Here is a 22,317-nt window from a genome sequence, read left to right on the forward strand (position 1 = left end):
CAACACATGATCAAGTTTTTTAGAAATATCCGAAAATCACTTCTAGCCGAAGGAAAAACCAGCAAACCTCCCTTGCCGGCAGGCAGGTATTTTAAATATGCCATTGGTGAAATTATCCTTGTGGTTATAGGTATTTTGATTGCTCTGCAGATTAATAATTGGAATGCTCTCAAAAAACAAGAAAGCAATAATATATTCTTAAGTAAGCGGCTACTTGTAGAAACTGATAAAAACATCATTGAACTAGAAAAAGAAATCATTTCAATAGAAAAATCAATAAACTCATTGCTCATGATGTTACACCTTTCAGGTGAAGACTACCATGAAGTTGACCCCAAAAAAGTTGACAGTTTAATTTATAATATTTTGGGCACACCAACCTATTATTTTAATGATGCTGTTTTAAATGAAGCCTTATCAACTGGTCAAGTGTCTAGTTTTGAAAATGACAGTTTAAAAAATATCATTTACAGTATTCCAACGACTATGGAAACAGTCAAATTTCGCGAGCAAAACATTGAACAAGACACCAATACCAATTTAATTCCTTTTCTCTACAATTACATCTCTTTAAGGAATGTGGACTACCAATTCTCTAACCTTGATAACCTAGGAAAAAGCCAAGTAAAAGAAATTGATAATCGTCAAATACTCTCCATGTTATTTTGGGAAAATGAAATTGACAACCTCCATTTTATATATAACACATTGCTAGAAGAAAGCTACAGGAAACTTGATAGAGACTTGAAGAGTTTAAAGATATTATTGGAGCAACAAATAAACCGCAATCATGATTAAATTTTTCCATTATCGAAAAATAATTTTGCGTTTGCAAAATCAAAGGTCTTGTAGACCTTTGTTGGAAATAGCCGCTTGCGGAAAGCTCAAAATTAAAATGTGTGAAATATGATTCAGTTTTTCAGACACATACGTAAATCACTCCTCATGGAAAATAAAGCAGGCAAGTACCTAAAATATGCCATTGGTGAAATCATTCTAGTCGTTATTGGTATATTAATAGCCTTACAAATCAACAACTGGAATGAGACAAGACAAATCAGAAAAGTAGAAAAAGAAATTCTGAATGTATTACTTGAAGATTTAAATTCTGCAAAAGCGTTTTCAGCGCAATACATTAAAAGTGAGCAAAGCTACCTGAATGTTATTGAAACAATACTGCATAATGATTCAATAAAAACAATCATAAACAGTAATGATAAAACAACACAATATTTCAACAAAGCATTTTGGGACTTCGAAATAAAAATTCCTGTAATTAATACATATTCCGATTTAAAAAATGCAGGAAAAATTGCCATTGTTCAAAACGATTCTATTCGAGACAGGTTAAGCATTTTAGAGGCAAATATTTACAATTTAGATAAGTTAATCCAAGATAGGATGAATGTTCATCAAATTAGGATTGATGAAATATGTGTGGAAAATGTAAATTTTCTTCAACTTTTAAAATTTAAAATACCTGACTATAATATTTCATTAGGTTCTCAAAATGACTATATCGAAATCATGTCACAACCAAAAGTTCGTAACTTAATGGGGATTAAGGCCGTTCTGACAAATGAGGCATTGGGATACAGGGAAGATCTACACAATGAAATAGTATCTATTATTGAATTGATAAAGACTGAACTAAATGACAGTCAAAATTGAAAAAGTATAGTTAACACAAGTATAATCAACCCATGATAAAATTCTTTAGAAAAATACGCTACAACCTAATGAGTGAGAACAAAACCAGCCCGAATGACTCGGGCGGGCGGGCGGGCAAGTACTTTAAATATGCTATTGGCGAAATCATTCTTGTAGTTATAGGAATTCTAATTGCACTACAGATTAATAATTGGAATGAAAACAGAATAAAATCCAATAAAGAAACTGCTATTTTAGCCACTATTCACAAAGAGTTTAAGGAAAATAAAAAACAGTTGGACTCGGTAGTTAATCAACATCTTATGGCAAGAAATAATTGTGCAAAAATTATCAATTTATTTCCAATAAAATCTAAACCAGAACCTGCTATTTTAGACTCTCTGCAACATCAATTGTTTTGGTCCTATGGTGGTACCACTTTTAATCCATCTCAAACAAGTATTAATGCACTAGCTAGCACATCGTCTTTTGATATTATTAAAAACAATACCTTGCGTGATCATTTAATTTCATGGAATGATTTGATTACAGATTATCAAGAAGAAGAATTAAGAGTTTCGGAACATATGGTTCAACAATATGATCCATATATGTCTAAACATTTTGACTGGAATTTTAATTTCAACGATGAACGCAATGATTTTAATGCACTTCAAACATTGGAGTTTGAATATTTAGTCAGAAATCAATATTATTTAATTGATCAAATATTGACTGCCACTGGTGAACTTCAAAAAGTACAAAATACTTTGGTTAAGATTATTAATCTATCAAAACCTAAAAACCATGATTAAGTTTTTTAGGAAAATACGTCAAAATCTTATTATGGAAAATAAAACCAGCCCGAATGACTCGGTCGGGCGGGCAGGCAAATACTTCAAATATGCCATTGGTGAGATTATACTTGTGGTCTTAGGAATTCTCATTGCGCTTCAAATTAATAATTGGAATGAAGAAAAAAAGAACCACCAGTTAAGAGCCTATTACATGAATTCCATTAAAAACGACTTAAAAAAAGATACTATTGATATCAATCGTATAACTAGAATCCAACGTGCCGATAACCAGGCTTCAGATCAGTACTTAAAGCGTATTCTGGCACCAAATAGCACTATAGACACGATAATTAACATATCAAAAAATGAGTATAATTTTAAGTTTGCTGTTAAACGGGAGTATGCCAACAACACTTTTAAAACATTAATTTCAACAGGTAACATTGAACTTTTAGATAAAGAACTTACTCAAAAATTAATGGATTTAAATAGCCAACAACTTGATCAGTTGGAACGCTTTTATAGCCATATGGGTTATTTTGAAAGAATAATGTCTGACTATCTTCAAGATTATCCCATTTATAGTGATATACCCGAAAATTCAATAGTTGAAAAAATTTTATGGGAAGATGTCAACGAAAAGGAACTCGTAGGTAGTTTTACTTCAATTCTGGGTTTACGTAAATTTATGTTCGAGAATTCCATTAGCGGACATTTAAAAGTTAAAGAACAGTCTGCTGAAGTACTCAACCTAATTGATAAATTGTTGGAACAAGAATGAAAATTGATTTAGCTACAAAAAAAACAATAGAGCTATAAGGCCTGTAATAAAATTAGAGTTCACCAAAAAAAGCGTTATTTATAAATTTAACTATTGTGAAAAATTTAACTAGGATTATAAGATAATTTTATTTTACTTTGTATTTCAAAGTACTTTTATATGGAATCAAAAGATTATCTAAAAGACATTAGTGAGATTAAAAACCTCATGAATAAATCGTCTCGCTTCATATCACTATCTGGACTTTCAGGAATATTAGCAGGTATTTATGCACTTGTAGGCGCTGCAACAGCTTATTGGCTAGTAACAACTTATAGTTATGGCACCTTAACTTTAGATGGTTGGGTATTTAGAACCTGTGTGTTAATTTTAGGTTTGGTGGCATTCTTTAGTATAGTCACTGGAATACTACTTACCACACGCAAAGCAAAAAAACACGGTGAAAAAATTTGGGACACTACTTCAAAGCGTTTAGTTTTTAACTTCTTAATTCCATTAGTAGTTGGCGGTATTTATATTCTTATTATTCTCAATCAACAAAAATATGGGCAAACAGCTGCATTAATGTTACTTTTCTATGGGTTAGCATTGATTAATGCCTCGAAATACAGTATTGGCGATATTCGATATTTAGGACTTATTCAAATAGTTTTGGGACTAATTTGTGCGCTTTTTCCAGGTTATGGCTTCTGGCTTTGGACACTTGGTTTTGGCGTTATGCACATTATTTATGGCACTTGGATGCATTTTAAATACGATAAACAATAAATTAATAACTAAAATTTAAAATTATGTTGACACAAAACAAGCGATTGATTACAATCATGCTCTCGGTTGGACTCCTATTATTAATTCCATTAATAGGGATGCAATTTTCTAATGACGTTAATTGGACAGTTTCCGATTTTTTAGTTGCTGGCGGTCTATTATTAGGAGCAGGTTTAACAATTGAAATAGTTATAAGAACTATCAAAAAGAAACAGACTAGAATATTATTAATTTTAATAATTGCAGCAATACTATTATTAACTTGGGCCGAATTAGCAGTTGGAGTATTTGGTACACCTTTCGCTGGCAGTTAAGTAATCACTAAAATGTCCTCATTAGCAGGACACCTTATGAGCATAATAACTAACATAAATAAAGTTTTTGATCATCGCATTCGATTGGGTATCATGTCCATTCTAATGGTTAATGAGTATGCCGATTTTAACACACTCAAAGAATTATTAGATGTTACAGATGGCAACCTAGCAAGCCACACCAAAGCTTTAGAGAAAGCGGAATACATTTTGGTTGAAAAACAATTTATAGGCAGAAAACCAAATACACGTTACGCAACTACTCAATTAGGTCGTTCAGAATTCAAAAAACATATTAACGCACTTGAAAAATTAATAAATAAACAATAACATGTATCACGCTCAAAACGAGCTATTTTTTTATCAATTTACTTTGTATTTCAAAGTACTTTAATTTAATCAATATGAAAAATATACCATTAATAATAGGTGCCGTTTTATTCAGCACGCTTTTTTACCAACAAGATATCGGTTTAAACATGTTATTATTTAGCTTAATAACTATTATTATACTTGCCATTTTTAATTTTAAGGAAATTAAAAAGAAAACAACTATTGCTCTAGCAACTATGTACCTCTTGACAGCTTTAGCTATATTTTTTTATAAATCAGAACTTTCAATTGTTGCCAACTGCCTAGCTTTTTTCACTCTAATAGGTCATGTATCACAACGAAAAACATCAATATATATAAATTGGCTAAATGGACTTTACACATTTGTAGCAGGATTCTTTCATCGCAACTTTCAAACTTTAGAAACAAATAAGAGAACAAAGCAAAACAAACAAATTGACTATTTGCACTTAATAAAGATTATTGGAATACCGTTAACAGTTGTAATCATATTTATCCTGTTATACAAAAATGGAAACCCAGTATTTAACGAAATCATATCTGACATTGATTTCAGTTTTATTAATTTACAATGGACATTACTCACAGTATTAGGTTATTATTTGTTTTACAATATTTCAACTCCAATTCAAGTAAATCCAGCTACCAAAATAGATTTGAATACCAAGAACGTTTTAGATAAAAAAGATCCGTTTTCAACTGAAACATTAAAAAAAGAAAACCAATTAGCCATAATATTAATAGTGCTTCTCAACCTATTAATTGTTTTCTTTCTTATAACTGACATTTCTTACTTGACTTCAAAAAGTGACGTAATTGCCGCTAATTTATCAAACCAAGTTCATAGCGGAATAAATGCGCTAATAGCTTCAATAGTAATGGCAATTATCATTCTTCTGTATTTTTTTAGAGGTGATTTAAATTTCTATAAACACAATAATAAACTGAAAGTTGCTGCATTTATATGGATAATTCTAAACACCATTTTAGTAATAAATACAGCATTCAAAGATGGGCAGTACATCTTCTTCTTCGGATTTACCTATAAGCGAATTGGTGTCTTCATTTATCTACTGCTCACTTTTATCGGTTTAATTACTACAGCTCTCAAATTAATTCAACTAAAAAACCTTTGGTTTTTATTCCGTGTAAATAGCTTAACTGCATTTACAATACTTGTTATCTCATGTTCAATTAATTGGGATTATTTTATTACATATTATAACTTATATCATGCCAAGTCAAACGATTTTAAATATTTAATCAACCTGTCCTTCAACAATGCATCTTTACTAAAAGAGTATTCTGAAAATAATCCGTTAACTACTAGGAATCAAATTCTAGTTGATAAAAAACATGATTCATTCTTAATAGAACTAAAAAATAATTCTTGGCAAGAAATGCAGTTTGACAATTTAAAAACTAGTTATAAATAATGAGATATTCCAAAACAATATTAAAATCCATTTTACTATCCACAACAATATTTTGGACAGTAATTTTTTCGGAAGATTTTGACACCAATATGCTGTTCTGGGCATTCATATCAATGATACCAATAACACTTTGTTGTTCGTTAACTATTATGTTTACAATATCACCATGGTTTTATATAAACGCAAAGGTAAAGCCGCAAGACGTGTATAAAAGGTATTTTCCTTATTATGCAATAATATGCTTTTCAATATGCGTATATGCTATTTGGAAAAATAATTTTGACATCTACGCTATTAGTTTCTTCTCTTCGGCATGTCTCACTTTGATGCAAACCTGGAATTGGTTAGTGACTGATAATCAAGCATCTCAACTAATTAATAAATGACATGAGACTAATAAAAAGATTACTTATTCTAATAATCTGCATTACCGTCTATTCCCTATTGTGCAGTTCATACATTACCTCTACTGCAAAAAATCACAACTATACCTCAATATATAATATTCCAAAAAATAGAGTTGGCATTATTTTAGGAGCAAGTAAGTATACTTCAAATGGTAGGATTAACTTATATTACAAGTACAGATTAGAAGCTGCCGTTTCTTTATTCAATTCAGGTAAGATTGAATATATTTTAATTAGTGGCGATAATGGAAGAAAAGACTATAATGAACCGAATGATTTTAAGATAGATCTTATGAAATATAAAATTCCTGAAAACAAAATATTTCTTGACTACGCCGGATTTAGAACATTAGACTCTATGGTAAGAGCCAAAGAAATTTTTGGTTTAGAATCTTTTACAATTATCTCTCAAAAATTTCATAACGAACGCGCTTTATTTTTAGCCAAGCATTATGATATAAATGCAATAGCTTTCAACGCAAAAGGCATATCAGGTCGTTACGGTTTCAAAACCAGAGTTCGGGAATATATAGCGAGAACAAAAGCATCTCTAGATGTTTTGTTTAATGTGAAACCAAAGTTTTTAGGTAACAGAATTGAAATAAAATGAAACGGCATTTTAATAAAACATATTTTATTAGTTTTATAATCCTTTTTATTGCTGAAGTACTTATTGAATCCTTTTTAAAAAACGGCTTTATACGTCATACATTTGGTGATTTTTTAGTAGTTATACTTCTGTATTGCTTTATTAAAAGTTTCTTCAATCTCAAAACAACCCTTGTAGCTTTTGGTGTTCTTCTTTTCGCTTATGGTGTTGAATTTTTACAAATGACTTCTATGTTGGAGGCGCTAAACCTTCAAAACAACCAATTTGCAAAAATAGTTCTGGGAACCACCTTTCATATTTCTGATTTAGTAGCTTATACTATAGGTGTTATGTTTGTAATTTTAATTGAAATATCAATAGATAAAAAAACCTGAAGTTTATTCTTCCCTATTCTTTTCTTGAATCCTTCTTACTATTTGAGTGGCCATATTGCGTGGTATAAAACGCGGTAGTGTACCCAAAATTTTATTCAATCCACCAGGGATAGCAACAGACTTGCCTTTTTTCATAGCCTTGTAACCATAAGCAGCTACATCTTTGGCATTAGCCATATTGAAAGTGATTTTATTCTCGGAAGAAGCACTGGATACAACTTGCTGAAAAGACGTTTTAGTTGGCCCAGGACACAAGGCTGTAACTGTAACACCAGTTCCTTTTAATTCGTTAGCAATAGCTTCGGAAAAAGATAAAATATAACCTTTGGTAGCATAATACAAAGACATCAATGGTCCTGGCTGAAAAGCCGCTAATGATGATAAGTTTAATATCATTCCTGAACCACGTTTCACCATGCCATCTAAAATCAACTTTGTAAGATGGGTTGTAGTCATAACATGCAGATTCAACATTTGTTCCTGACGCTCCCAATCAACTTCATGAAAGGCTCCAAAAGCACCAAATCCTGCATTATTTACTAAAGCATCTATTTGAGTTTCTCCCAATTCAGACACAATTTCTTCAGAGATATTGACTTGGCTCAAATCTTTAGCCATTATTTGTACTGGCACTTGATAAGTAGATTCTATTTCTTTTTTGGTTTCCAAAAGCTTATCCGAATCAATGTCAACTAACACCAATCCATAGTTGTCTTTTGCAAACAACAAGACTAATTCATACCCCAAACCAGATGCACCTCCGGTTATTAAAGCCGTTTTTCTAATTTCCATCTACATAATCTTGAAGGTACCCAAAGCGCTCTGTAAGCTTACCATTCTCGGTAATTTTTGCACGCTTTAAAATACCACGTTCATCATTGTTAAAAAAAGCTGGAATAACATGCTCTAGAAACATATCACCAAAACCTTCACTGGCATCTTTTGGTAATTCGCATGGCAAATTATCTACTGCCATTACAGTAATAGCTCCGCTAGCATCAAAGGCTACCTCGCGTTCTGTCTGGGCATCATACCCATAAAAAGGATTGGCAATTGTTGAAGCTCGTATGGTCGATGCTACTGGTCCGTCAATGTCACAGCTAATATCAGCAACTAAATTTATTCTAAAGTCTGGATGCTTGGCATCTTCTCTTGTAAACAAATAGGGTGCATTATTACCATAAAAATGACCCGCTATAAAAAAGTCAGTTTCTTTGGCATAAGGCATAAAGTTACTCTTGTAAGCTGTTGGATCCTTATAAAAAGCCCACTTATCTCCTACTTTACCATCTTTACGCTTATTATATTCCATCACATCAACCCTACAATAAACTGGTTCTGTAAATTCAGAAGTTAGATATAGCGCATCACTAACCTCTTTAATTTTGAGGTGATCTAAAATTTCTTTCGCACCTTGAGCAACTTTACCCGTTCCAGACAACAATATTTTAATGCTTGGTAATGTAATTTTATCGAGCTCGGCTTTAACCTCATTTAAATCGGCTAAAGTTTCAACTTTTGGTAAGTTAAAAAGGTTATCGCGTAATCCTAGAGCTCTAACACCATTATAAGCTCCAACCAATCCAGCATAACGCCCAAAACCAATTAAACGTGCCCCACTTTGTTTAATTATAGTTTCATGATCATACATCTCAATATTTTTATCAAGCATAGCTCGAAGAAGCTTCCTATTGTAAGGCTGCTTTTTGATGGTATGAGAAAAGTAAAAGTATTTTTTATTGGGTATCAAATTTTCAATCGGGACTTCTTTTACGCCTAACATGACATCACAATCTGACACATCTTCAGTGACTGTAAAACCCATAGCTTTATAAGCACTATCAGGAAATATACGAATATTGCTAGATTCAACCATAAACTCGGCATGAGGAAACTGTGCTCTGGCTTCAGCCAATTTTTCAGGTGAAAAAACAACACGTCTATCAGGAGGATTTTTACGTTCTTTTATGATGGCAAACTTCATAACTTATAAGTTGGAATAATTATTGCACGAAAATAAGTGTATTGGCAAGGTTATACAAACTTTTTGATAACTTTGCAATCCATTATCATTTTGATAATTAAAAATTGGGGTCGACTGGTTTTGACAGCGAGATTAATGAAATGGTAAGCACGTCGTGTAATGACTTTGAAACACGTAAAAGGCTAGGTCAAACTTTTAAACGGCGAGAATAACTACGCTTTAGCTGCCTAATCCGAATTATAGTAGGATTGGCCTAGGTACACAAGGTGTACAAGCTAAATGTCTCCTGAAAGCCTTGATTAACGGCGTTCGATTAGAGGCATCGTAAATGTTAATATAGAACGTGAAGTGCTTCGATTTGCGTTTGAAACTTAAGAAGATAAGTTGTAAGTAGGTTGTCTGTAACCAGCTTATAATCGAAAAAACAAGAACAGAATAAACGTGTAGAAAGCCCTTTGATTACTTGTTTGGACGAGAGTTCGATTCTCTCCGACTCCACAAAAAACCCTTGAATATACAGTAAATTCAAGGGTTTCATTTTTTAGGGGATAATTCAGGTGACAATTAACACTATTATAAATGCTTACTGCAACACTTTAACCTCTTGCCCTTCGTGTTGCCATTTAGAAATACCGCCTTCTAAATCATAAATTTTGACAAATCCAGCATCTAGCATTTTTTGTGCACAACTAGCACTTCTGCCTCCAGATTTACAATATAAAATTACAGGTTTATTTTTATCTAATTTAGCAATATCCTCATCAAAGGTTGGCGATAAAAAATCGATGTTCTGAAAATTTGCAATATAGCCTTCTTGGTATTCTTCAGGTGTTCTCACATCAACCAGTTGAATATCTTCCAATTCTAATAGCGATTGCATTTCTTCAACTGATACGACCTTAACCTCTCCTTTTTTCGCCTCTTTTTTGCAGCTACTAACACCTATAAATAGTAATAAACCGCAAAGTATGATACTTTTTTTCATTTGTTGTGTTTAATTTTTAGTGGTTTCTCCTTGCCATTCTGTAAATCCTCCTACAAGGTTATAAGCACTCTTAAAACCTAATTGGTTCATAATGGCACATGCTTGAGCACTCCTGCCACCGGATTTACAATAAACATAATAATGCTTGTTTTTATCCAATTCTTGGACCTTGTCAATAAATGCTTGCCCTTGGTAGATGTCAAGATGAATGGCATTGGGTATAAAACCGTCCTCTAGTTCTTGTTCGGTTCGCACATCAATTATTACTGCATCAGAATCTTTATCTAACTTTTCGCGCCATTCAGTTTGGGTATAATCTGCCATCTTCTTTAATTTGAATTAAAACAAAATTAAGATTTCTTTAATAAAAAGACGAAAAAAAATCCGAAGTGTTACGCTTCGGATTAGATAATTATTAAACTTTTATGGAGCAGCCTATCGCTCTTGTTTTTGTTTCTGGGACTTCTTTCCCATTTAATAAAGCGTCAACAGCGTTTTCAACATACCTTTGATTGACCGCACTGGCATCTTGGTAATTATCATCTATTGCTCCAATGTACTTCACCTCATTTCCTTTTTTTGTTTTTTGTAAAACATATACATGCGGTGTTTTTGTAGCACCATATTGCGGATAAATTTTTTGTCCTTTATCCATTAAATAAGGAAATGTAAAGCCCTTAGCTTTAGCTCTTGCCTTCATAGCTTCCATGTTGTCTCCAGGTTTTACATCTGTATTATTAGGCATAATGGCAATTACTGGATAACCTTTACTTGCATATTTTTTATTCAGAGCTTCTATTCTATCTTCATAAGCAACAGCATAAGGACAGGTATTACAGGTAAATATTACTATAAACCCTTTGGCTTCTTTAAAATCAGCCAATGACACCATTTTTCCATCGATGTTTTCTAAACTAAAATCGGTAGCAATATCGCCAATATCATAACCACCACTATCAGTACCTGTTGTAAAGGCAAATAATGTTGCTACAACCAGGAAAGTAAAAATTGTTTTTAGTGTTTTCATAATTGTTATTTTAAAAATTGTTTAAGTTCGGTTTCTAATTCTTCATAACTGAAAGACTGTTCATAAAAATGTCTTTTATCATTATTGTATATTAAAGTTGCTGGTATTGCTCCTGACCAGTTTTCGTTAACCTTTGGTATCCATGAATTGCTATCAACATCATTCAAAACAATCATCTTAGATTGTAGTTTTTTTTCAGCAATAAAAGGTTTTAATTTAGATTCATAATGCTTTGGAAAGTCAAGACTAACGAGAATCACTTCTACATCTTCTGATTTATAATCAGCTCCTATTTTTTCAAAATATGGTAATTCCTTTACACATGGCGCACACCATGTAGCCCAAAAGTTGACTATATATGTTTTATCATCGTTATAATTTAGATATTTCTCAACACCTGCAAAATCATAAATTTCCAAAGGGGTTTCTTGCTGTATTGTATCAACCCTTTCTGTAACCGTATCTTCTTTATTTGACGTTACATCTTTCTTGTCATTATTACAATTAAATAAGAAAACAGCTAAAAACACAAATATATACTTCATAAGCTTAAAATTATAGATAACTTTTGAGACCAAATAATGTTTAACAAATATTTAATTATTAGTGGTTTATACATATATTTTTTTACATTTGTATATACAACAGTTGTCATGAGAATTGAAGACATTCTTAAAACAAGTAAATCGTTATCAGACACTAAAAAAACTGTTGTTAGTTTAATTTATACAGCCAATCTGGTTAATCACAAATTAAATGAAAGCCTTAAAGCTCATGATATTTCTTTAGAACAATTTAATGTTTTAAGAATATTAAGAGGTAAAAAAGGGGTTGCTGCGTCGCTTTCTGATATTCAAGAGCGTATGATAACAAAAATGAGTAACACAACTAGGTTGATTGACAAATTAGTAGTCAAGAATTATGTTACCAAAAAACTAAATGCAGCAAACAAACGAAAATTAGATATTACAATAACCAAAAAAGGTCTTGAAGTTTTAGAAACTCTAGATATTTTGATCGATAACATTGAAAAAGATTTAACAAGCCAACTAACCAAAGTGGAATCCCGAGAATTAAACAAGTTACTGGAAAAGATTCGATTAATAGCTAACTAATTCTCTTTACATATCTAGTAACTAGAAAACTACCATCTTGTATGGTAGTTTTTTTTAAATTTTATTTTGGATACTAACAAATTCATTCTATATTTGACTAAACTATGAAATTAATAATAAACAATATCTGGTGGTGGAATTTTCGAAAACAACTTTCGTGAATTAACCCTATATATTTAATTAAAAATATTTAAAAGGCTTGTCATTCACGACAAGCCTTTTTTATTTGAATTATGAAAACATTCAGTCTCTATACACATTACAAAAAAATATTGGCAGATACCTTAACACCTGTTAGTGTGTACCTTAAAATAAGGGATAAGTTCCCCAATAGTATCTTACTAGAGAGTAGTGATTATCATGCCAATGATAATAGCTTCTCATACATTTGTTGCAATCCAATTGCCTCAATAAAAGTTCAGAATGAAAAAATCTTACAGCAATTTCCTGATGGCAGCAGTTTGACCACACAAATAACTAAAAAAACTAAAGTTGCCGATAAAATACATAAATTCACAAAACGCTTTAAGACACAGTCGTCCAAGGAATTCAAGTTCATTAATAATGGCATTTTTGGTTTTACAGCCTATGATGCTGTAAGGTATTTTGAAGATATCTCAATTTCAAAAAAACCGAATAATTTAGAGATCCCTGACATTTACTATGCTGTTTACCAAAACATAATTGCTATAAATCACTTTAAAAATGAAGCTTATGTTTTTGCACATTGTTTTAATGCCGAAAATAATATTGATGATTTATTACAGCTCATAAAATCTAAAAATTACGCAGCCTTTAATTTTGAAACAAATGGTGAAACCAAATCAAATTTAACTGATGAGGAATATAAAAAGCATGTAACAAAAGCTAAAGAACATTGCGCCAGAGGTGATGTCTTTCAATTGGTGCTTTCAAAAAAGTTCTCACAACAATTTAAAGGTGATGAATTTAATGTTTATCGTGCATTAAGAAGTATCAATCCATCACCATATTTATTCTATTTTGATTATGGAAACTTTAAGATTTTTGGAAGCTCGCCAGAAGCACAACTTATTGTCAATAAAGGTAAGGCTGAAATACATCCAATTGCTGGAACTTTTAAACGCACAGGTAATGATGAACACGATGCCGAACTAGCTAAAAAATTAGCTATGGATGACAAAGAAAATGCTGAACATGTTATGCTTGTTGATTTGGCAAGAAATGATTTAAGCAGACATGGTAGTACGGTAAAAGTGGATACATATAAAGAAATTCAATTCTTTTCACATGTCATTCATTTAGTCAGTAAAGTATCTGGAATAAAGAACAGTCAAACAACAACCATGCAAGTGGTAGCGGACACATTTCCTGCTGGAACGTTATCTGGTGCTCCAAAACACAGAGCCATGCAACTTATAGAGCAATATGAAAAAACAAGTCGTGAGGTTTATGGAGGCGCCATAGGTTTCATGGACTTTAACGGTAATTATAATCACGCCATTATGATTCGAACATTTTTGAGTAAAAACCATCAGTTACATTGGCAGGCTGGTGCAGGCTTGGTATCAAAATCCAATCCTGAAAATGAATTACAAGAAGTATATAACAAGTTAGGTGCATTAACAAAAGCTATAGAACTTGCCGAAACCTTATAACATGAAAAAAGTATTAGTTATAGATAATTACGATAGTTTCACTTACAATCTGGTTCATTATTTAGAAGATTTAGATTGTGATGTAATCGTTTTAAGAAATGATAAATTTCAACTTGAAGCTGTAAAAGAGTTCAATAAAATTTTATTGTCACCTGGACCAGGAATTCCAAATGAAGCTGGATTATTAAAACCCTTGATAAAAGAGTTTGCTTCCACCAAAAGTATTTTAGGTGTGTGCTTGGGACAACAAGCAATAGGGGAAGTTTTTGGTGGTTCCATAATTAATCTGGATTCAGTTTTTCACGGTGTATCTACTAAAATTGAAATTATTGATACTGAAGATTATTTGTTTAGTGGACTAGATAAGCATATTGAAGTTGGACGTTACCATTCATGGGTTGTGAGCAATGACCTTCCTGATTGTTTAGTTGCAACGTCACGAGATGACAATGGGCAAATTATGTCCTTAAAACACATAGACTATGATGTGAGAGGCGTACAATTTCATCCTGAATCCGTATTAACACCAAATGGAAAAGACATTTTAAAAAACTGGGTTGAACATTAATATGAAACATATTTTAAACAGATTAATAAATCAAGAAAGCATCTCTAGCGAAGAAGCCAAAGCCGTATTGGTAAATATTTCTAAAGGAGATTATAATCAAAGTCAAATTGCATCATTCTTAACAGTCTATATGATGCGAACAATAACCATAGAGGAATTACAAGGTTTTCGTGATGCCTTATTAGAGTTATGCATTCCTGTAAAATTAGATAATTATAGTACCATTGATTTATGTGGTACTGGTGGTGATGGTAAAGATACATTCAACATATCAACTTTAGCTTCATTTGTTACTGCTGGAACAGGTATTCATGTTACAAAACACGGCAACTATGGTGTATCTTCAGCATGTGGATCATCAAATGTTATGGAGTTTTTGGGCATTAAATTTTCTAACAATCCTGATTTCTTAAGGAGTTGTTTAGATCAAGCAGGCATTTGTGTATTGCATGCTCCATTGTTTCATCCAGCAATGAAACATGTAGCTCCAATTAGAAAAGAATTAGGTGTCAAAACATTTTTTAATATGCTCGGTCCTATGGTTAATCCTGCTTTTCCAAAAAACCAATTAGTCGGTGTGTTTAGTTTAGAATTATTAAGGCTTTACAGTTATTTATACCAAAGCACAAAAAAGAAATACACACTTGTACATGCATTGGATGGCTACGATGAAATATCGCTTACAGGTACAGCCAAAGTTATTCAAAATGACAGAGAACAAATTATTGATGCTTCAACTTTTAATCTCAACCCATTAAAACAAGAACAAATTCACGCCGGAAATTCGATTGAATCATCGGCGAAAATTTTCACCCATATTTTACTAGGTCAAGGCACTGATGCACAAAACAATGTAGTTTGCGCCAATGCCGCATTGGCCATATCAACAGTAAATAATACATCAATTGAAGACAGTTTTCAAATAGCTAAAGAATCCTTGATATCAGGCAAAGCCTTAAATAGTTTTAAAACTCTTGTAGAATTAAGCCAAAACTAATGAACATTTTAGACAAAATAATAAGAGATAAACATGTTGAAGTTGGCTTAAAAAAAAGTCTAATTCCAGTTTCCCAATTAGAAAATTCTGTACTGTTTGAAAGACAAACAATGTCACTTGCAACTGCCTTAAACAAAAGCAAAACAGGTATTATAGCAGAACACAAAAGACGCTCACCTTCAAAGTCAGTGATTAATCAAAATACAAATATCCAAGATGTAGCCAAAGGATATGAAACGGCAGGCGTTTGTGGCATGTCGGTTTTAACTGATGGAAAGTATTTTGGTGGTAGTTTAGATGACTTACTTATAACGAGAGCAAGTTGTCATTTACCTATACTACGAAAGGAATTTATTGTAGACACCTATCAGATTATTGAAGCGAAAGCTTATGGAGCTGATGCCATTTTATTAATCGCTGCAATACTTTCTAAAGATGAAATCAAACAATTTTCAAAATTAGCTAAAACACTCCATTTGGATGTACTTTTAGAGGTTCACAACGTAGCAGAATTACATAAATCAATTATGCCTAGTCTGGATATGTTAGGCGTGAACAATCGCAATTTAAAAACTTTTGAAGTTAGTTTAGAAACAAGTAAAACATTAAGCAAGCTAATACCTGATGAATTCGTAAAAGTCTCTGAAAGTGGTATAAGTTCTATTGAATCAATAAGAGAATTGCAATCTTACGGTTATAAAGGATTTTTAATTGGTGAGAATTTCATGAAAACTAATAATCCTGGTGAAAGTGCCAAAGAGTTTATAGATAATTTAGAAATATAGAATTGTCATTCCGCACTTGATGAGGAATCCATTATAAATTAAACAATATGAATAAGGTTCCTGCTTTCGCAGCAGTGACAGAAAATAAGAAGCGTGGTGAGATTCCCGCTTTCGCGAGAATAAAATGAAGTTAAAAGTTTGCGGTATGAAATATCCAGATAATATTTTTGAAGTTGCCAGATTGCAACCGGATTATCTCGGCTTTATATTTCATGAACCCTCACCTAGATGTTTTGAAAACTCAATACCTGAAATAGCACCAGAGATAAAAAAAGTTGGTGTTTTTGTTGATGAAAAAGTTGAATTTATCTCCAGACAGATTGAAACACACAATTTGAATGTAATTCAACTTCATGGTCATGAATCGCCTGAATTATGTCGAATTTTAAAATCGTCAGGCGTTGAAGTTATTAAGGTTTTTTCCATTAAAAATGAATTTGATTTTTCAGTTTTAGAATCTTATGAAGACGCATGCAATTATTTCTTGTTCGATACTAAAGGCAAACTTCCTGGTGGCAATGGTTATTCTTTTGATTGGCGCGTTTTAAGTAATTATACATCAACGAAACCTTTCTTTTTAAGTGGTGGTATTGGATTAGAAAATGTAGATGATATCTTGTCATTCCTAGCCAAACAGGAATCCAAATATTGCTACGGTATAGATGTCAATAGCAAATTTGAAATTGAACCAGGTTTAAAAAATATTGAACAATTAAAAGAATTTAAAAACAGATTGTCATTCTGAACGAAGTGAAGAATCTCGAAAGAGATGCTTCGACAAGCTCAGCATGACATAAAAATAACATTATGTCATACAACATCAACGAAAAAGGATACTACGGAGAATTTGGAGGAGCTTTCATTCCAGAAATGCTCTATCCAAATGTTGAGGAACTACGGCAAAATTATTTAAAAGTAATGGCTGAATCAAGCTTTCAGAAACAGTTCAACCAGTTACTTAAGGATTATGTCGGTCGTCCTTCTCCACTATATTTCGCCAATCGATTAAGTAAAAAGTATCAAACTAAAATCTATCTAAAACGCGAAGACTTAAATCATACTGGCGCACATAAAATCAACAATACTATTGGTCAAATATTAATGGCCAAACGATTAGGCAAAACACGCATAATAGCAGAAACGGGTGCAGGACAGCATGGTGTAGCCACAGCTACTGTTTGCGCGTTAATGGGTTTAGAGTGTATTGTTTATATGGGTGAAATTGATATAGCTAGACAAGCACCCAATGTTGCCAGAATGAAAATGCTTGGAGCAAGGGTTGTACCAGCTACTTCTGGTAGTAAAACACTAAAAGACGCTACTAACGAAGCCATTAGAGATTGGATTAATAACCCTGAAAACACGCATTATATTATCGGGTCTGCAATTGGACCTCATCCATATCCAGATATGGTAACACGTTTTCAATCGGTTATTTCTGAAGAAATAACATGGCAATTAAAGGAAAAAGAAAATCGTGAGTATCCTGACTATGTCGTGGCTTGTATTGGAGGTGGTAGTAATGCTGCTGGTACCTACTACCATTTTTTAGACAATAAAGGGGTTGGAATAATTGCTATTGAAGCAGCTGGAAAAGGCATTGACTCTGGAAAAAGTGCTGCAACATCGGCTTTAGGAAAAGCAGGTATTATTCATGGTTGTAAAACACTCTTAATGCAAACTAATGATGGTCAAATAACAGAACCCTATTCCATTTCGGCTGGATTAGACTATCCTGGCGTTGGACCATTACATGCACATTTATACAAAACTGGACGTGGCGAATTTTATTCGGCAACTGATGATGACGCTATGCAGGCTGGGCTAGAACTAACACAATTAGAAGGTATTATACCAGCCATTGAAACAGCCCATGCATTGGCTGTTTTTAAGCACAAAACATTTAAACCCGATGACATTGTAGTAATTAGTTTATCGGGACGCGGTGATAAAGATTTACAAAACTATATTGATTACTTTAACTTATAAATATGAATAGAATCAATCAAAAATTACAAGAAGACAAAAAGTTAATTTCTATTTATTTCACAGCGGGTTATCCCAATTTAAATGATACAACCACAATTATTAAAAACCTTGAGAAAAGCGGTGTGGATATGATTGAAATTGGCCTACCGTTTAGCGACCCTTTAGCCGATGGTCCTACCATACAAGCTAGCTCTACACAAGCCTTAAAAAATGGCATGACAACTGAAGTTTTATTCAATCAATTACAAGATATTCGTAAATCGGTTTCCATTCCATTAATTATTATGGGCTATTTTAATCCCATTTTACAATATGGTATTGAAGCCTTTTGTAAAAGATGTCAAGAAATAGGAATCGATGGCTTAATACTGCCCGATTTACCTGTGGACGTTTTTGTAGAACAGTATAAAGCAACTTTTGAAAAATACGGACTCATTAATGTATTTCTTATTACGCCACAAACATCTGATGAACGCATTAGATATATAGATTCCGTTTCTAATGGATTTATTTATATGGTAAGTTCGGCTAGTACCACTGGAGCTAAACTAGGATTCGGCGTAGAACAAACCAACTACTTCAAACGTATAGCGGACTTAAATCTCAATAATCCGCAAATTGTTGGTTTTGGCATTTCAAACCACAAAACATTTAATCAAGCAACACAATATGCCAAAGGTGCCATTATTGGTAGTGCGTTCGTAAAATTTATAAAAAAAAGTCCTTTAGATAATATTGAAAATTTTATCCCAACAATATCTATAGGCTAGTTGTTTTGCTCAAAAACAGTTATCTTTATAACGACTAATCAATCATCAATAAATGAAGAATTTATATTTTCTACTAGCCATACTTATTCAAAGTTTGGCCTTTTCACAAGATAACCCTGATAACATAGTCGATAATCAAGACCAAGAAATATCTCAAGCAGATAAACTAGCCAAGCAACTACAAAACCCTGTTGCTAGTTTAATAAGCGTGCCGTTTCAAGGGAATTTTGATTTTGGTATTGGTACGGAAAACGGTTCACGAATGACCTTAAACATTCAACCGGTAATTCCATTAAGCATTAGTGAGCACTGGAACTTAATTGGCAGAGTAATTTTACCTGTAATTTCACAGCACAACGCTTATGGTAATAGTGGTAGTCAATTTGGCTTAAGTGATGCTGTTGTGAGTGGATTTTTCTCTCCAAAAGAACCTACATCAAATGGTATTATTTGGGGAGCAGGTCCTGTACTGCTAGTTCCAACAGCTACTGACGACTTACTAGGGACTGAAAAATTTGGAATGGGTCCTACTGTAGTCATACTTAAACAAGCAGGAAAATTTACAATTGGTGCTTTAGCAAACCATATTTGGTCTGTGGCAGGAAGTGATAACAGAGCCGATGTAAATAATACATTTTTACAACCTTTTATTGCAAAAAACATTAAAGGTGGCTATTCTATAACTCTAAACACTGAATTAACTCAAAATTGGGATGCTGATGCAACTTCAGGAAGTCTTCATCTTGTTGGTGCAAAAGTATTTAGTATCGGAAAGCAACTCACACAGTTTGCTATTGGTCCAAGAATACCCTACGGCAACGCAAATACTGCAGATTGGGGTTTTAGAGCCATGCTAGTTCTATTATTCCCAAAAGGATAAATACCAAATGCATAAAAACAAGTTAATAATGGCATATCAAAAAATTACATTTCTTTTTTTAGTCGTTTTAGCACCTTTTATTTCATGGTCTCAAAACGACACAATCGTCTTAAAAAACAATGACAAATTAGTTGGTGAAATTAAATCAATGGACAGAGGTGTTGTTACTATTGAAACTGATTATAGTGATTCTGACTTTACTATAACCTGGATAGACATCATTAGTATTAAAAGTAAACAAAACTACCTTATGACACTTTCTGACGGTACAAGAATAAATAGTTCTATGTATACAAAAGATGGCGATTCGGCTGTTGTTACATTACAAGGTCATAATAATGAATTGGTTAAAATAAGAGATATTGTATATATCAATCCCGTAAAAAATAAATTTTTATCCCGAATAAAAGCGTCTGTTTCTCTTGGTTATAATTTTACTAAAAGTAATAATTTGAGTCAATTGTCAGTAAATAGTAATTTATCTTATACCGCTTATAAATGGGGCTTAAATGGAAGCTATAATTTGGTAAGAAGTAATCAAGACAGTGTTGATGCAACTAGCCGTGTAGATGCTTCTGTAGGTCTCAAATATTTCATGAAAAAAGATTGGTTTTATTCCCTTTCAGGTGACTTTTTATCTAACGATGAACAAAAACTTCAATTGCGTTCAACGGTAAAAAGTGGTTTAGGCAAATACATTATTCATTCCAATAGCATGTATTTTGGTGGTGGTTTTGGTTTAGCTTTCAACAACGAAAAGTTCACAGACATTAATAACACCAATAGAAATTCCCTAGAGGCTTATGTAGGATTGGCCTTGGACATTTTTGATGTAAAAGATTTTAACCTCAATACAAATCTGACATTTTATCCCAGTTTAACTGAATCCGGCAGATACAGAGCCGACTATAATTTGAATCTAAAATATGATCTCCCATTAGATTTCTTTATAAAATTAGGATTAACCTATAACTATGATAGCAAACCTGTTGAGGGAGCATCGGTATCTGATTATGTGTTTCAATCTACTTTTGGCTGGGAGTTTAATTAATAAACACTATGGGTATTTTAAATAAATCGTCAAGAGCTCTAATTTTTGGAGGACTATTTTTTATAGTTCCGCTATTATTGATAATTTTTGCTTGGACGCAAATACACAAAACCCTCAAGCCTATTAGTGCCAAAATAAGTGAGGCACTTGATCTCAATTCAGTTTTTGGTTCGGCATCGATTATTATCGTTACTATTATCCTCCTTATAATTTTATGTTTTGTAGCTGGCTTACTTATAGAAAAAGGGATTGTAAAAAATTGGAGTTCTGGTGTAGAAAAAAAATTATTCATTTTTATGCCATCACTTCAAATGCTGAAATTTCGTTTAATTGGTGATAACAATAATGTTATAAATGAGTTTTGGCAAGCTATAATTTTTAAGGAAGATAGTTTTTATCGCATTGGATTTATTACTGATAAAACAAAAACGCATACTACCATTTATATTCCTGATGCTCCAAAAATTGATGCTGGTGAAGTTCGCTATATGACTAATAGTGATTTTGAATACTACAACATTTCTATGAAAGCTGCCATGTCTGCTATATATGCTTTTGGTGAAGGTTTAGATGTTGAAGCTATAATTGCAAATTCTAAAAAAACAAATTAGCCTTTATTTTTAATCATAGTTAAATACATTGCTTCAACTTTAGTTCGTGCCCAAGGTGTTCTTCGTAAAAATTTCAAACTAGATTTAACCGAAGGATTATCAGTAAAACAACGAATATTAATGACATGTCCCATATATTCCCACCCATAATGTGCCTCTAACTCATTAATGATTTGTTCGAGTTTAACGCCATGAAGTGGATTATTTGGCTGACTCTCCATGTATCAAGCTTTTAATTTTTACAGCCTTTTCAAAATGATCTAATTGGTGTGTTTGTATCCACCATGTTGCAGCTTCCATTAATAATTCTGGATGGTCATTTTATTAGCAAAAAAGGCATAAAACGACAAACCAACAGTATCTCCTTTTTGGGCCATTTTCTTATCACAAACAGCTAGTATTTTATCTCTTAAAACGGCTGTCAACA

Annotated in this window: 29 protein-coding genes, 1 other RNA gene and 1 pseudogene; 22 read left to right on the forward strand and 9 right to left on the reverse strand. The window is 32.5% G+C overall.

Translation table 11 applies throughout. The features are described from left to right. The first annotated feature begins 6 nt into the window (after positions 1-6). The 10 genes from C1S72_RS04700 (at position 7) to C1S72_RS04750 (ending at position 7,491) form a co-directional block, all read left to right on the forward strand. Complete coding sequence (locus C1S72_RS04700; protein WP_104734491.1) at positions 7-798, forward strand: DUF6090 family protein; 792 nt, start codon at positions 7-9, stop codon at positions 796-798. Between the two features lie 147 nt (positions 799-945). Continuing rightward, positions 946-1,671, forward strand: a complete 726-nt coding sequence (locus tag C1S72_RS04705; RefSeq protein ID WP_104734492.1) for a DUF6090 family protein — start codon at positions 946-948, stop codon at positions 1,669-1,671. Between the two features lie 32 nt (positions 1,672-1,703). Beyond that, positions 1,704-2,465: a DUF6090 family protein gene (locus C1S72_RS14475; protein ID WP_205527083.1), complete on the forward strand. Its 762-nt coding sequence runs from the start codon at positions 1,704-1,706 to the stop codon at positions 2,463-2,465. A 31-nt stretch (positions 2,466-2,496) separates the two neighbouring features. Next, positions 2,497-3,228, forward strand: coding sequence for a DUF6090 family protein (locus C1S72_RS04715; RefSeq protein ID WP_162919929.1), 732 nt, complete (start codon positions 2,497-2,499; stop codon positions 3,226-3,228). Positions 3,229-3,387: 159 nt separating this feature from the next. After that, positions 3,388-3,996, forward strand: coding sequence for a hypothetical protein (locus C1S72_RS04720; RefSeq protein WP_104734494.1), 609 nt, complete (start codon positions 3,388-3,390; stop codon positions 3,994-3,996). 23 nt (positions 3,997-4,019) lie between these two features. Beyond that, entirely contained in the window at positions 4,020-4,310 is a 291-nt protein-coding gene (locus C1S72_RS04725) for a hypothetical protein (protein WP_104734495.1), read from the forward strand. A gap of 36 nt (positions 4,311-4,346) precedes the next feature. Continuing rightward, a complete protein-coding gene (locus C1S72_RS04730) occupies positions 4,347-4,640 on the forward strand; it encodes a winged helix-turn-helix domain-containing protein (RefSeq protein WP_104735789.1) in 294 nt (97 codons plus the stop codon). Between the two features lie 74 nt (positions 4,641-4,714). After that, on the forward strand, positions 4,715-6,100 hold the full coding sequence (locus C1S72_RS04735; RefSeq protein WP_104734496.1) for a DUF4153 domain-containing protein: 1,386 nt from the start codon (positions 4,715-4,717) through the stop codon (positions 6,098-6,100). Positions 6,101-6,487: 387 nt separating this feature from the next. Beyond that, positions 6,488-7,117 (forward strand): SanA/YdcF family protein, encoded by a 630-nt coding sequence (locus tag C1S72_RS04745; protein WP_104734498.1) that lies wholly within the window; start codon positions 6,488-6,490, stop codon positions 7,115-7,117. Further along, a complete protein-coding gene (locus C1S72_RS04750) occupies positions 7,114-7,491 on the forward strand; it encodes a ribosomal maturation YjgA family protein (RefSeq protein ID WP_104734499.1) in 378 nt (125 codons plus the stop codon). Before C1S72_RS04745 ends, C1S72_RS04750 begins: the two co-directional genes overlap by 4 nt. Before the next feature lie 3 nt (positions 7,492-7,494). Here the strand turns inward: C1S72_RS04750 and C1S72_RS04755 are convergent, their stop codons facing one another. Together C1S72_RS04755 and C1S72_RS04760 are read right to left on the reverse strand one after the other, a co-directional pair. Further along, on the reverse strand, positions 7,495-8,283 hold the full coding sequence (locus C1S72_RS04755; RefSeq protein ID WP_104734500.1) for an SDR family NAD(P)-dependent oxidoreductase: 789 nt from the start codon (positions 8,281-8,283) through the stop codon (positions 7,495-7,497). Next, positions 8,273-9,475, reverse strand: a complete 1,203-nt coding sequence (locus tag C1S72_RS04760) for an NAD(P)-dependent oxidoreductase (protein ID WP_104734501.1) — start codon at positions 9,473-9,475, stop codon at positions 8,273-8,275. Before C1S72_RS04760 ends, C1S72_RS04755 begins: the two co-directional genes overlap by 11 nt. A gap of 106 nt (positions 9,476-9,581) precedes the next feature. Between C1S72_RS04760 and ssrA the strand changes: the two genes are divergently transcribed. Beyond that, positions 9,582-9,976, forward strand: a transfer-messenger RNA (tmRNA) gene (gene ssrA, locus C1S72_RS04765). A gap of 82 nt (positions 9,977-10,058) precedes the next feature. On the opposite strand, the gene C1S72_RS04770 is transcribed toward ssrA, so the two are convergent. The 4 genes from C1S72_RS04770 to C1S72_RS04785 all read right to left on the reverse strand — a co-directional run bounded on the left by C1S72_RS04770 (position 10,059) and on the right by C1S72_RS04785 (position 12,032). Next, on the reverse strand, positions 10,059-10,460 hold the full coding sequence (locus tag C1S72_RS04770) for a rhodanese-like domain-containing protein (protein WP_104734502.1): 402 nt from the start codon (positions 10,458-10,460) through the stop codon (positions 10,059-10,061). A gap of 9 nt (positions 10,461-10,469) precedes the next feature. Continuing rightward, complete coding sequence (locus C1S72_RS04775; RefSeq protein ID WP_104734503.1) at positions 10,470-10,784, reverse strand: rhodanese-like domain-containing protein; 315 nt, start codon at positions 10,782-10,784, stop codon at positions 10,470-10,472. Between the two features lie 91 nt (positions 10,785-10,875). Then, entirely contained in the window at positions 10,876-11,487 is a 612-nt protein-coding gene (locus C1S72_RS04780) for a thioredoxin family protein (protein WP_104734504.1), read from the reverse strand. 5 nt (positions 11,488-11,492) lie between these two features. Continuing rightward, on the reverse strand, positions 11,493-12,032 hold the full coding sequence (locus tag C1S72_RS04785; protein WP_104734505.1) for a TlpA disulfide reductase family protein: 540 nt from the start codon (positions 12,030-12,032) through the stop codon (positions 11,493-11,495). A gap of 108 nt (positions 12,033-12,140) precedes the next feature. On the opposite strand from C1S72_RS04785, the gene C1S72_RS04790 reads away from it, so the two are divergent. The 11 genes from C1S72_RS04790 to C1S72_RS04840 all read left to right on the forward strand — a co-directional run bounded on the left by C1S72_RS04790 (position 12,141) and on the right by C1S72_RS04840 (position 21,890). Continuing rightward, complete coding sequence (locus C1S72_RS04790; RefSeq protein ID WP_104734506.1) at positions 12,141-12,602, forward strand: MarR family winged helix-turn-helix transcriptional regulator; 462 nt, start codon at positions 12,141-12,143, stop codon at positions 12,600-12,602. Between the two features lie 233 nt (positions 12,603-12,835). Further along, a complete protein-coding gene (locus tag C1S72_RS04795; protein WP_104734507.1) occupies positions 12,836-14,239 on the forward strand; it encodes an anthranilate synthase component I family protein in 1,404 nt (467 codons plus the stop codon). 1 nt (position 14,240) lies between these two features. Beyond that, entirely contained in the window at positions 14,241-14,807 is a 567-nt protein-coding gene (locus tag C1S72_RS04800; RefSeq protein ID WP_104734508.1) for an anthranilate synthase component II, read from the forward strand. Between the two features lies 1 nt (position 14,808). Then, on the forward strand, positions 14,809-15,804 hold the full coding sequence (gene trpD / locus C1S72_RS04805) for an anthranilate phosphoribosyltransferase (RefSeq protein ID WP_104734509.1): 996 nt from the start codon (positions 14,809-14,811) through the stop codon (positions 15,802-15,804). Continuing rightward, positions 15,804-16,589, forward strand: coding sequence for an indole-3-glycerol phosphate synthase TrpC (trpC, locus tag C1S72_RS04810; RefSeq protein WP_104734510.1), 786 nt, complete (start codon positions 15,804-15,806; stop codon positions 16,587-16,589). Before trpD ends, trpC begins: the two co-directional genes overlap by 1 nt. A 124-nt stretch (positions 16,590-16,713) precedes the next feature. Further along, entirely contained in the window at positions 16,714-17,334 is a 621-nt protein-coding gene (locus tag C1S72_RS04815; protein WP_104734511.1) for a phosphoribosylanthranilate isomerase, read from the forward strand. Positions 17,335-17,396: 62 nt separating this feature from the next. Further along, positions 17,397-18,578 carry a tryptophan synthase subunit beta gene (trpB, locus tag C1S72_RS04820; protein ID WP_104734512.1) on the forward strand — a complete coding sequence of 394 codons (1,182 nt, stop codon included), beginning with the start codon at positions 17,397-17,399 and terminating at the stop codon, positions 18,576-18,578. 2 nt (positions 18,579-18,580) lie between these two features. Next, positions 18,581-19,348 carry a tryptophan synthase subunit alpha gene (gene trpA / locus C1S72_RS04825; RefSeq protein ID WP_104734513.1) on the forward strand — a complete coding sequence of 256 codons (768 nt, stop codon included), beginning with the start codon at positions 18,581-18,583 and terminating at the stop codon, positions 19,346-19,348. 52 nt (positions 19,349-19,400) lie between these two features. Beyond that, positions 19,401-20,228, forward strand: coding sequence for a hypothetical protein (locus C1S72_RS04830; RefSeq protein ID WP_104734514.1), 828 nt, complete (start codon positions 19,401-19,403; stop codon positions 20,226-20,228). A gap of 28 nt (positions 20,229-20,256) precedes the next feature. Then, complete coding sequence (locus C1S72_RS04835) at positions 20,257-21,279, forward strand: DUF481 domain-containing protein (RefSeq protein ID WP_104735790.1); 1,023 nt, start codon at positions 20,257-20,259, stop codon at positions 21,277-21,279. Positions 21,280-21,287: 8 nt separating this feature from the next. Beyond that, positions 21,288-21,890, forward strand: a complete 603-nt coding sequence (locus C1S72_RS04840) for a hypothetical protein (protein WP_104734515.1) — start codon at positions 21,288-21,290, stop codon at positions 21,888-21,890. Here C1S72_RS04840 and C1S72_RS04845 read toward each other — a convergent pair. The 3 genes and pseudogenes from C1S72_RS04845 to C1S72_RS14510 all read right to left on the reverse strand — a co-directional run bounded on the left by C1S72_RS04845 (position 21,887) and on the right by C1S72_RS14510 (position 22,315). Further along, positions 21,887-22,111 carry a VF530 family protein gene (locus tag C1S72_RS04845; RefSeq protein WP_104734516.1) on the reverse strand — a complete coding sequence of 75 codons (225 nt, stop codon included), beginning with the start codon at positions 22,109-22,111 and terminating at the stop codon, positions 21,887-21,889. The genes C1S72_RS04840 and C1S72_RS04845 overlap by 4 nt on opposite strands. Continuing rightward, positions 22,092-22,210: pseudogene (locus C1S72_RS14570) on the reverse strand (DUF6500 family protein); the annotation flags it as partial. The pseudogene C1S72_RS14570 and the gene C1S72_RS04845, both read right to left, overlap by 20 nt. After that, positions 22,190-22,315, reverse strand: a complete 126-nt coding sequence (locus C1S72_RS14510) for a DUF6500 family protein (protein ID WP_230401578.1) — start codon at positions 22,313-22,315, stop codon at positions 22,190-22,192. The gene C1S72_RS14510 and the pseudogene C1S72_RS14570, both read right to left, overlap by 21 nt. Positions 22,316-22,317: the final 2 nt, after the last annotated feature.

The organism is Hanstruepera ponticola, from assembly GCF_002940745.1.
Taxonomy (GTDB): domain Bacteria; phylum Bacteroidota; class Bacteroidia; order Flavobacteriales; family Flavobacteriaceae; genus Hanstruepera; species Hanstruepera ponticola.

Bases quoted from the DNA above. Each gene is read 5' to 3' on its own strand.
- C1S72_RS04785 (WP_104734505.1), bottom strand. From the start codon at position 12,032: ATGAAGTATATATTTGTGTTTTTAGCTGTTTTCTTATTTAATTGTAAT.
- C1S72_RS04835 (WP_104735790.1), top strand. From the start codon at position 20,257: ATGGCATATCAAAAAATTACATTTCTTTTTTTAGTCGTTTTAGCACCT.
- C1S72_RS04775 (WP_104734503.1), bottom strand. From the start codon at position 10,784: ATGGCAGATTATACCCAAACTGAATGGCGCGAAAAGTTAGATAAAGAT.
- trpA (WP_104734513.1), top strand. From the start codon at position 18,581: ATGAATAGAATCAATCAAAAATTACAAGAAGACAAAAAGTTAATTTCT.
- C1S72_RS04705 (WP_104734492.1), top strand. From the start codon at position 946: ATGGAAAATAAAGCAGGCAAGTACCTAAAATATGCCATTGGTGAAATC.
- trpD (WP_104734509.1), top strand. From the start codon at position 14,809: ATGAAACATATTTTAAACAGATTAATAAATCAAGAAAGCATCTCTAGC.
- C1S72_RS04795 (WP_104734507.1), top strand. From the start codon at position 12,836: ATGAAAACATTCAGTCTCTATACACATTACAAAAAAATATTGGCAGAT.
- C1S72_RS04845 (WP_104734516.1), bottom strand. From the start codon at position 22,111: ATGGAGAGTCAGCCAAATAATCCACTTCATGGCGTTAAACTCGAACAA.
- C1S72_RS04750 (WP_104734499.1), top strand. From the start codon at position 7,114: ATGAAACGGCATTTTAATAAAACATATTTTATTAGTTTTATAATCCTT.
- C1S72_RS04770 (WP_104734502.1), bottom strand. From the start codon at position 10,460: ATGAAAAAAAGTATCATACTTTGCGGTTTATTACTATTTATAGGTGTT.
- C1S72_RS04735 (WP_104734496.1), top strand. From the start codon at position 4,715: ATGAAAAATATACCATTAATAATAGGTGCCGTTTTATTCAGCACGCTT.
- trpB (WP_104734512.1), top strand. From the start codon at position 17,397: ATGTCATACAACATCAACGAAAAAGGATACTACGGAGAATTTGGAGGA.
- C1S72_RS04720 (WP_104734494.1), top strand. From the start codon at position 3,388: ATGGAATCAAAAGATTATCTAAAAGACATTAGTGAGATTAAAAACCTC.
- C1S72_RS04790 (WP_104734506.1), top strand. From the start codon at position 12,141: ATGAGAATTGAAGACATTCTTAAAACAAGTAAATCGTTATCAGACACT.
- C1S72_RS04780 (WP_104734504.1), bottom strand. From the start codon at position 11,487: ATGAAAACACTAAAAACAATTTTTACTTTCCTGGTTGTAGCAACATTA.
- C1S72_RS04760 (WP_104734501.1), bottom strand. From the start codon at position 9,475: ATGAAGTTTGCCATCATAAAAGAACGTAAAAATCCTCCTGATAGACGT.
- C1S72_RS04840 (WP_104734515.1), top strand. From the start codon at position 21,288: ATGGGTATTTTAAATAAATCGTCAAGAGCTCTAATTTTTGGAGGACTA.
- C1S72_RS14475 (WP_205527083.1), top strand. From the start codon at position 1,704: ATGATAAAATTCTTTAGAAAAATACGCTACAACCTAATGAGTGAGAAC.
- C1S72_RS04815 (WP_104734511.1), top strand. From the start codon at position 16,714: ATGAAGTTAAAAGTTTGCGGTATGAAATATCCAGATAATATTTTTGAA.
- trpC (WP_104734510.1), top strand. From the start codon at position 15,804: ATGAACATTTTAGACAAAATAATAAGAGATAAACATGTTGAAGTTGGC.
- C1S72_RS04830 (WP_104734514.1), top strand. From the start codon at position 19,401: ATGAAGAATTTATATTTTCTACTAGCCATACTTATTCAAAGTTTGGCC.
- C1S72_RS04800 (WP_104734508.1), top strand. From the start codon at position 14,241: ATGAAAAAAGTATTAGTTATAGATAATTACGATAGTTTCACTTACAAT.
- C1S72_RS04715 (WP_162919929.1), top strand. From the start codon at position 2,497: ATGGAAAATAAAACCAGCCCGAATGACTCGGTCGGGCGGGCAGGCAAA.
- C1S72_RS04725 (WP_104734495.1), top strand. From the start codon at position 4,020: ATGTTGACACAAAACAAGCGATTGATTACAATCATGCTCTCGGTTGGA.
- C1S72_RS04745 (WP_104734498.1), top strand. From the start codon at position 6,488: ATGAGACTAATAAAAAGATTACTTATTCTAATAATCTGCATTACCGTC.
- C1S72_RS04700 (WP_104734491.1), top strand. From the start codon at position 7: ATGATCAAGTTTTTTAGAAATATCCGAAAATCACTTCTAGCCGAAGGA.
- C1S72_RS04755 (WP_104734500.1), bottom strand. From the start codon at position 8,283: ATGGAAATTAGAAAAACGGCTTTAATAACCGGAGGTGCATCTGGTTTG.
- C1S72_RS04730 (WP_104735789.1), top strand. From the start codon at position 4,347: ATGAGCATAATAACTAACATAAATAAAGTTTTTGATCATCGCATTCGA.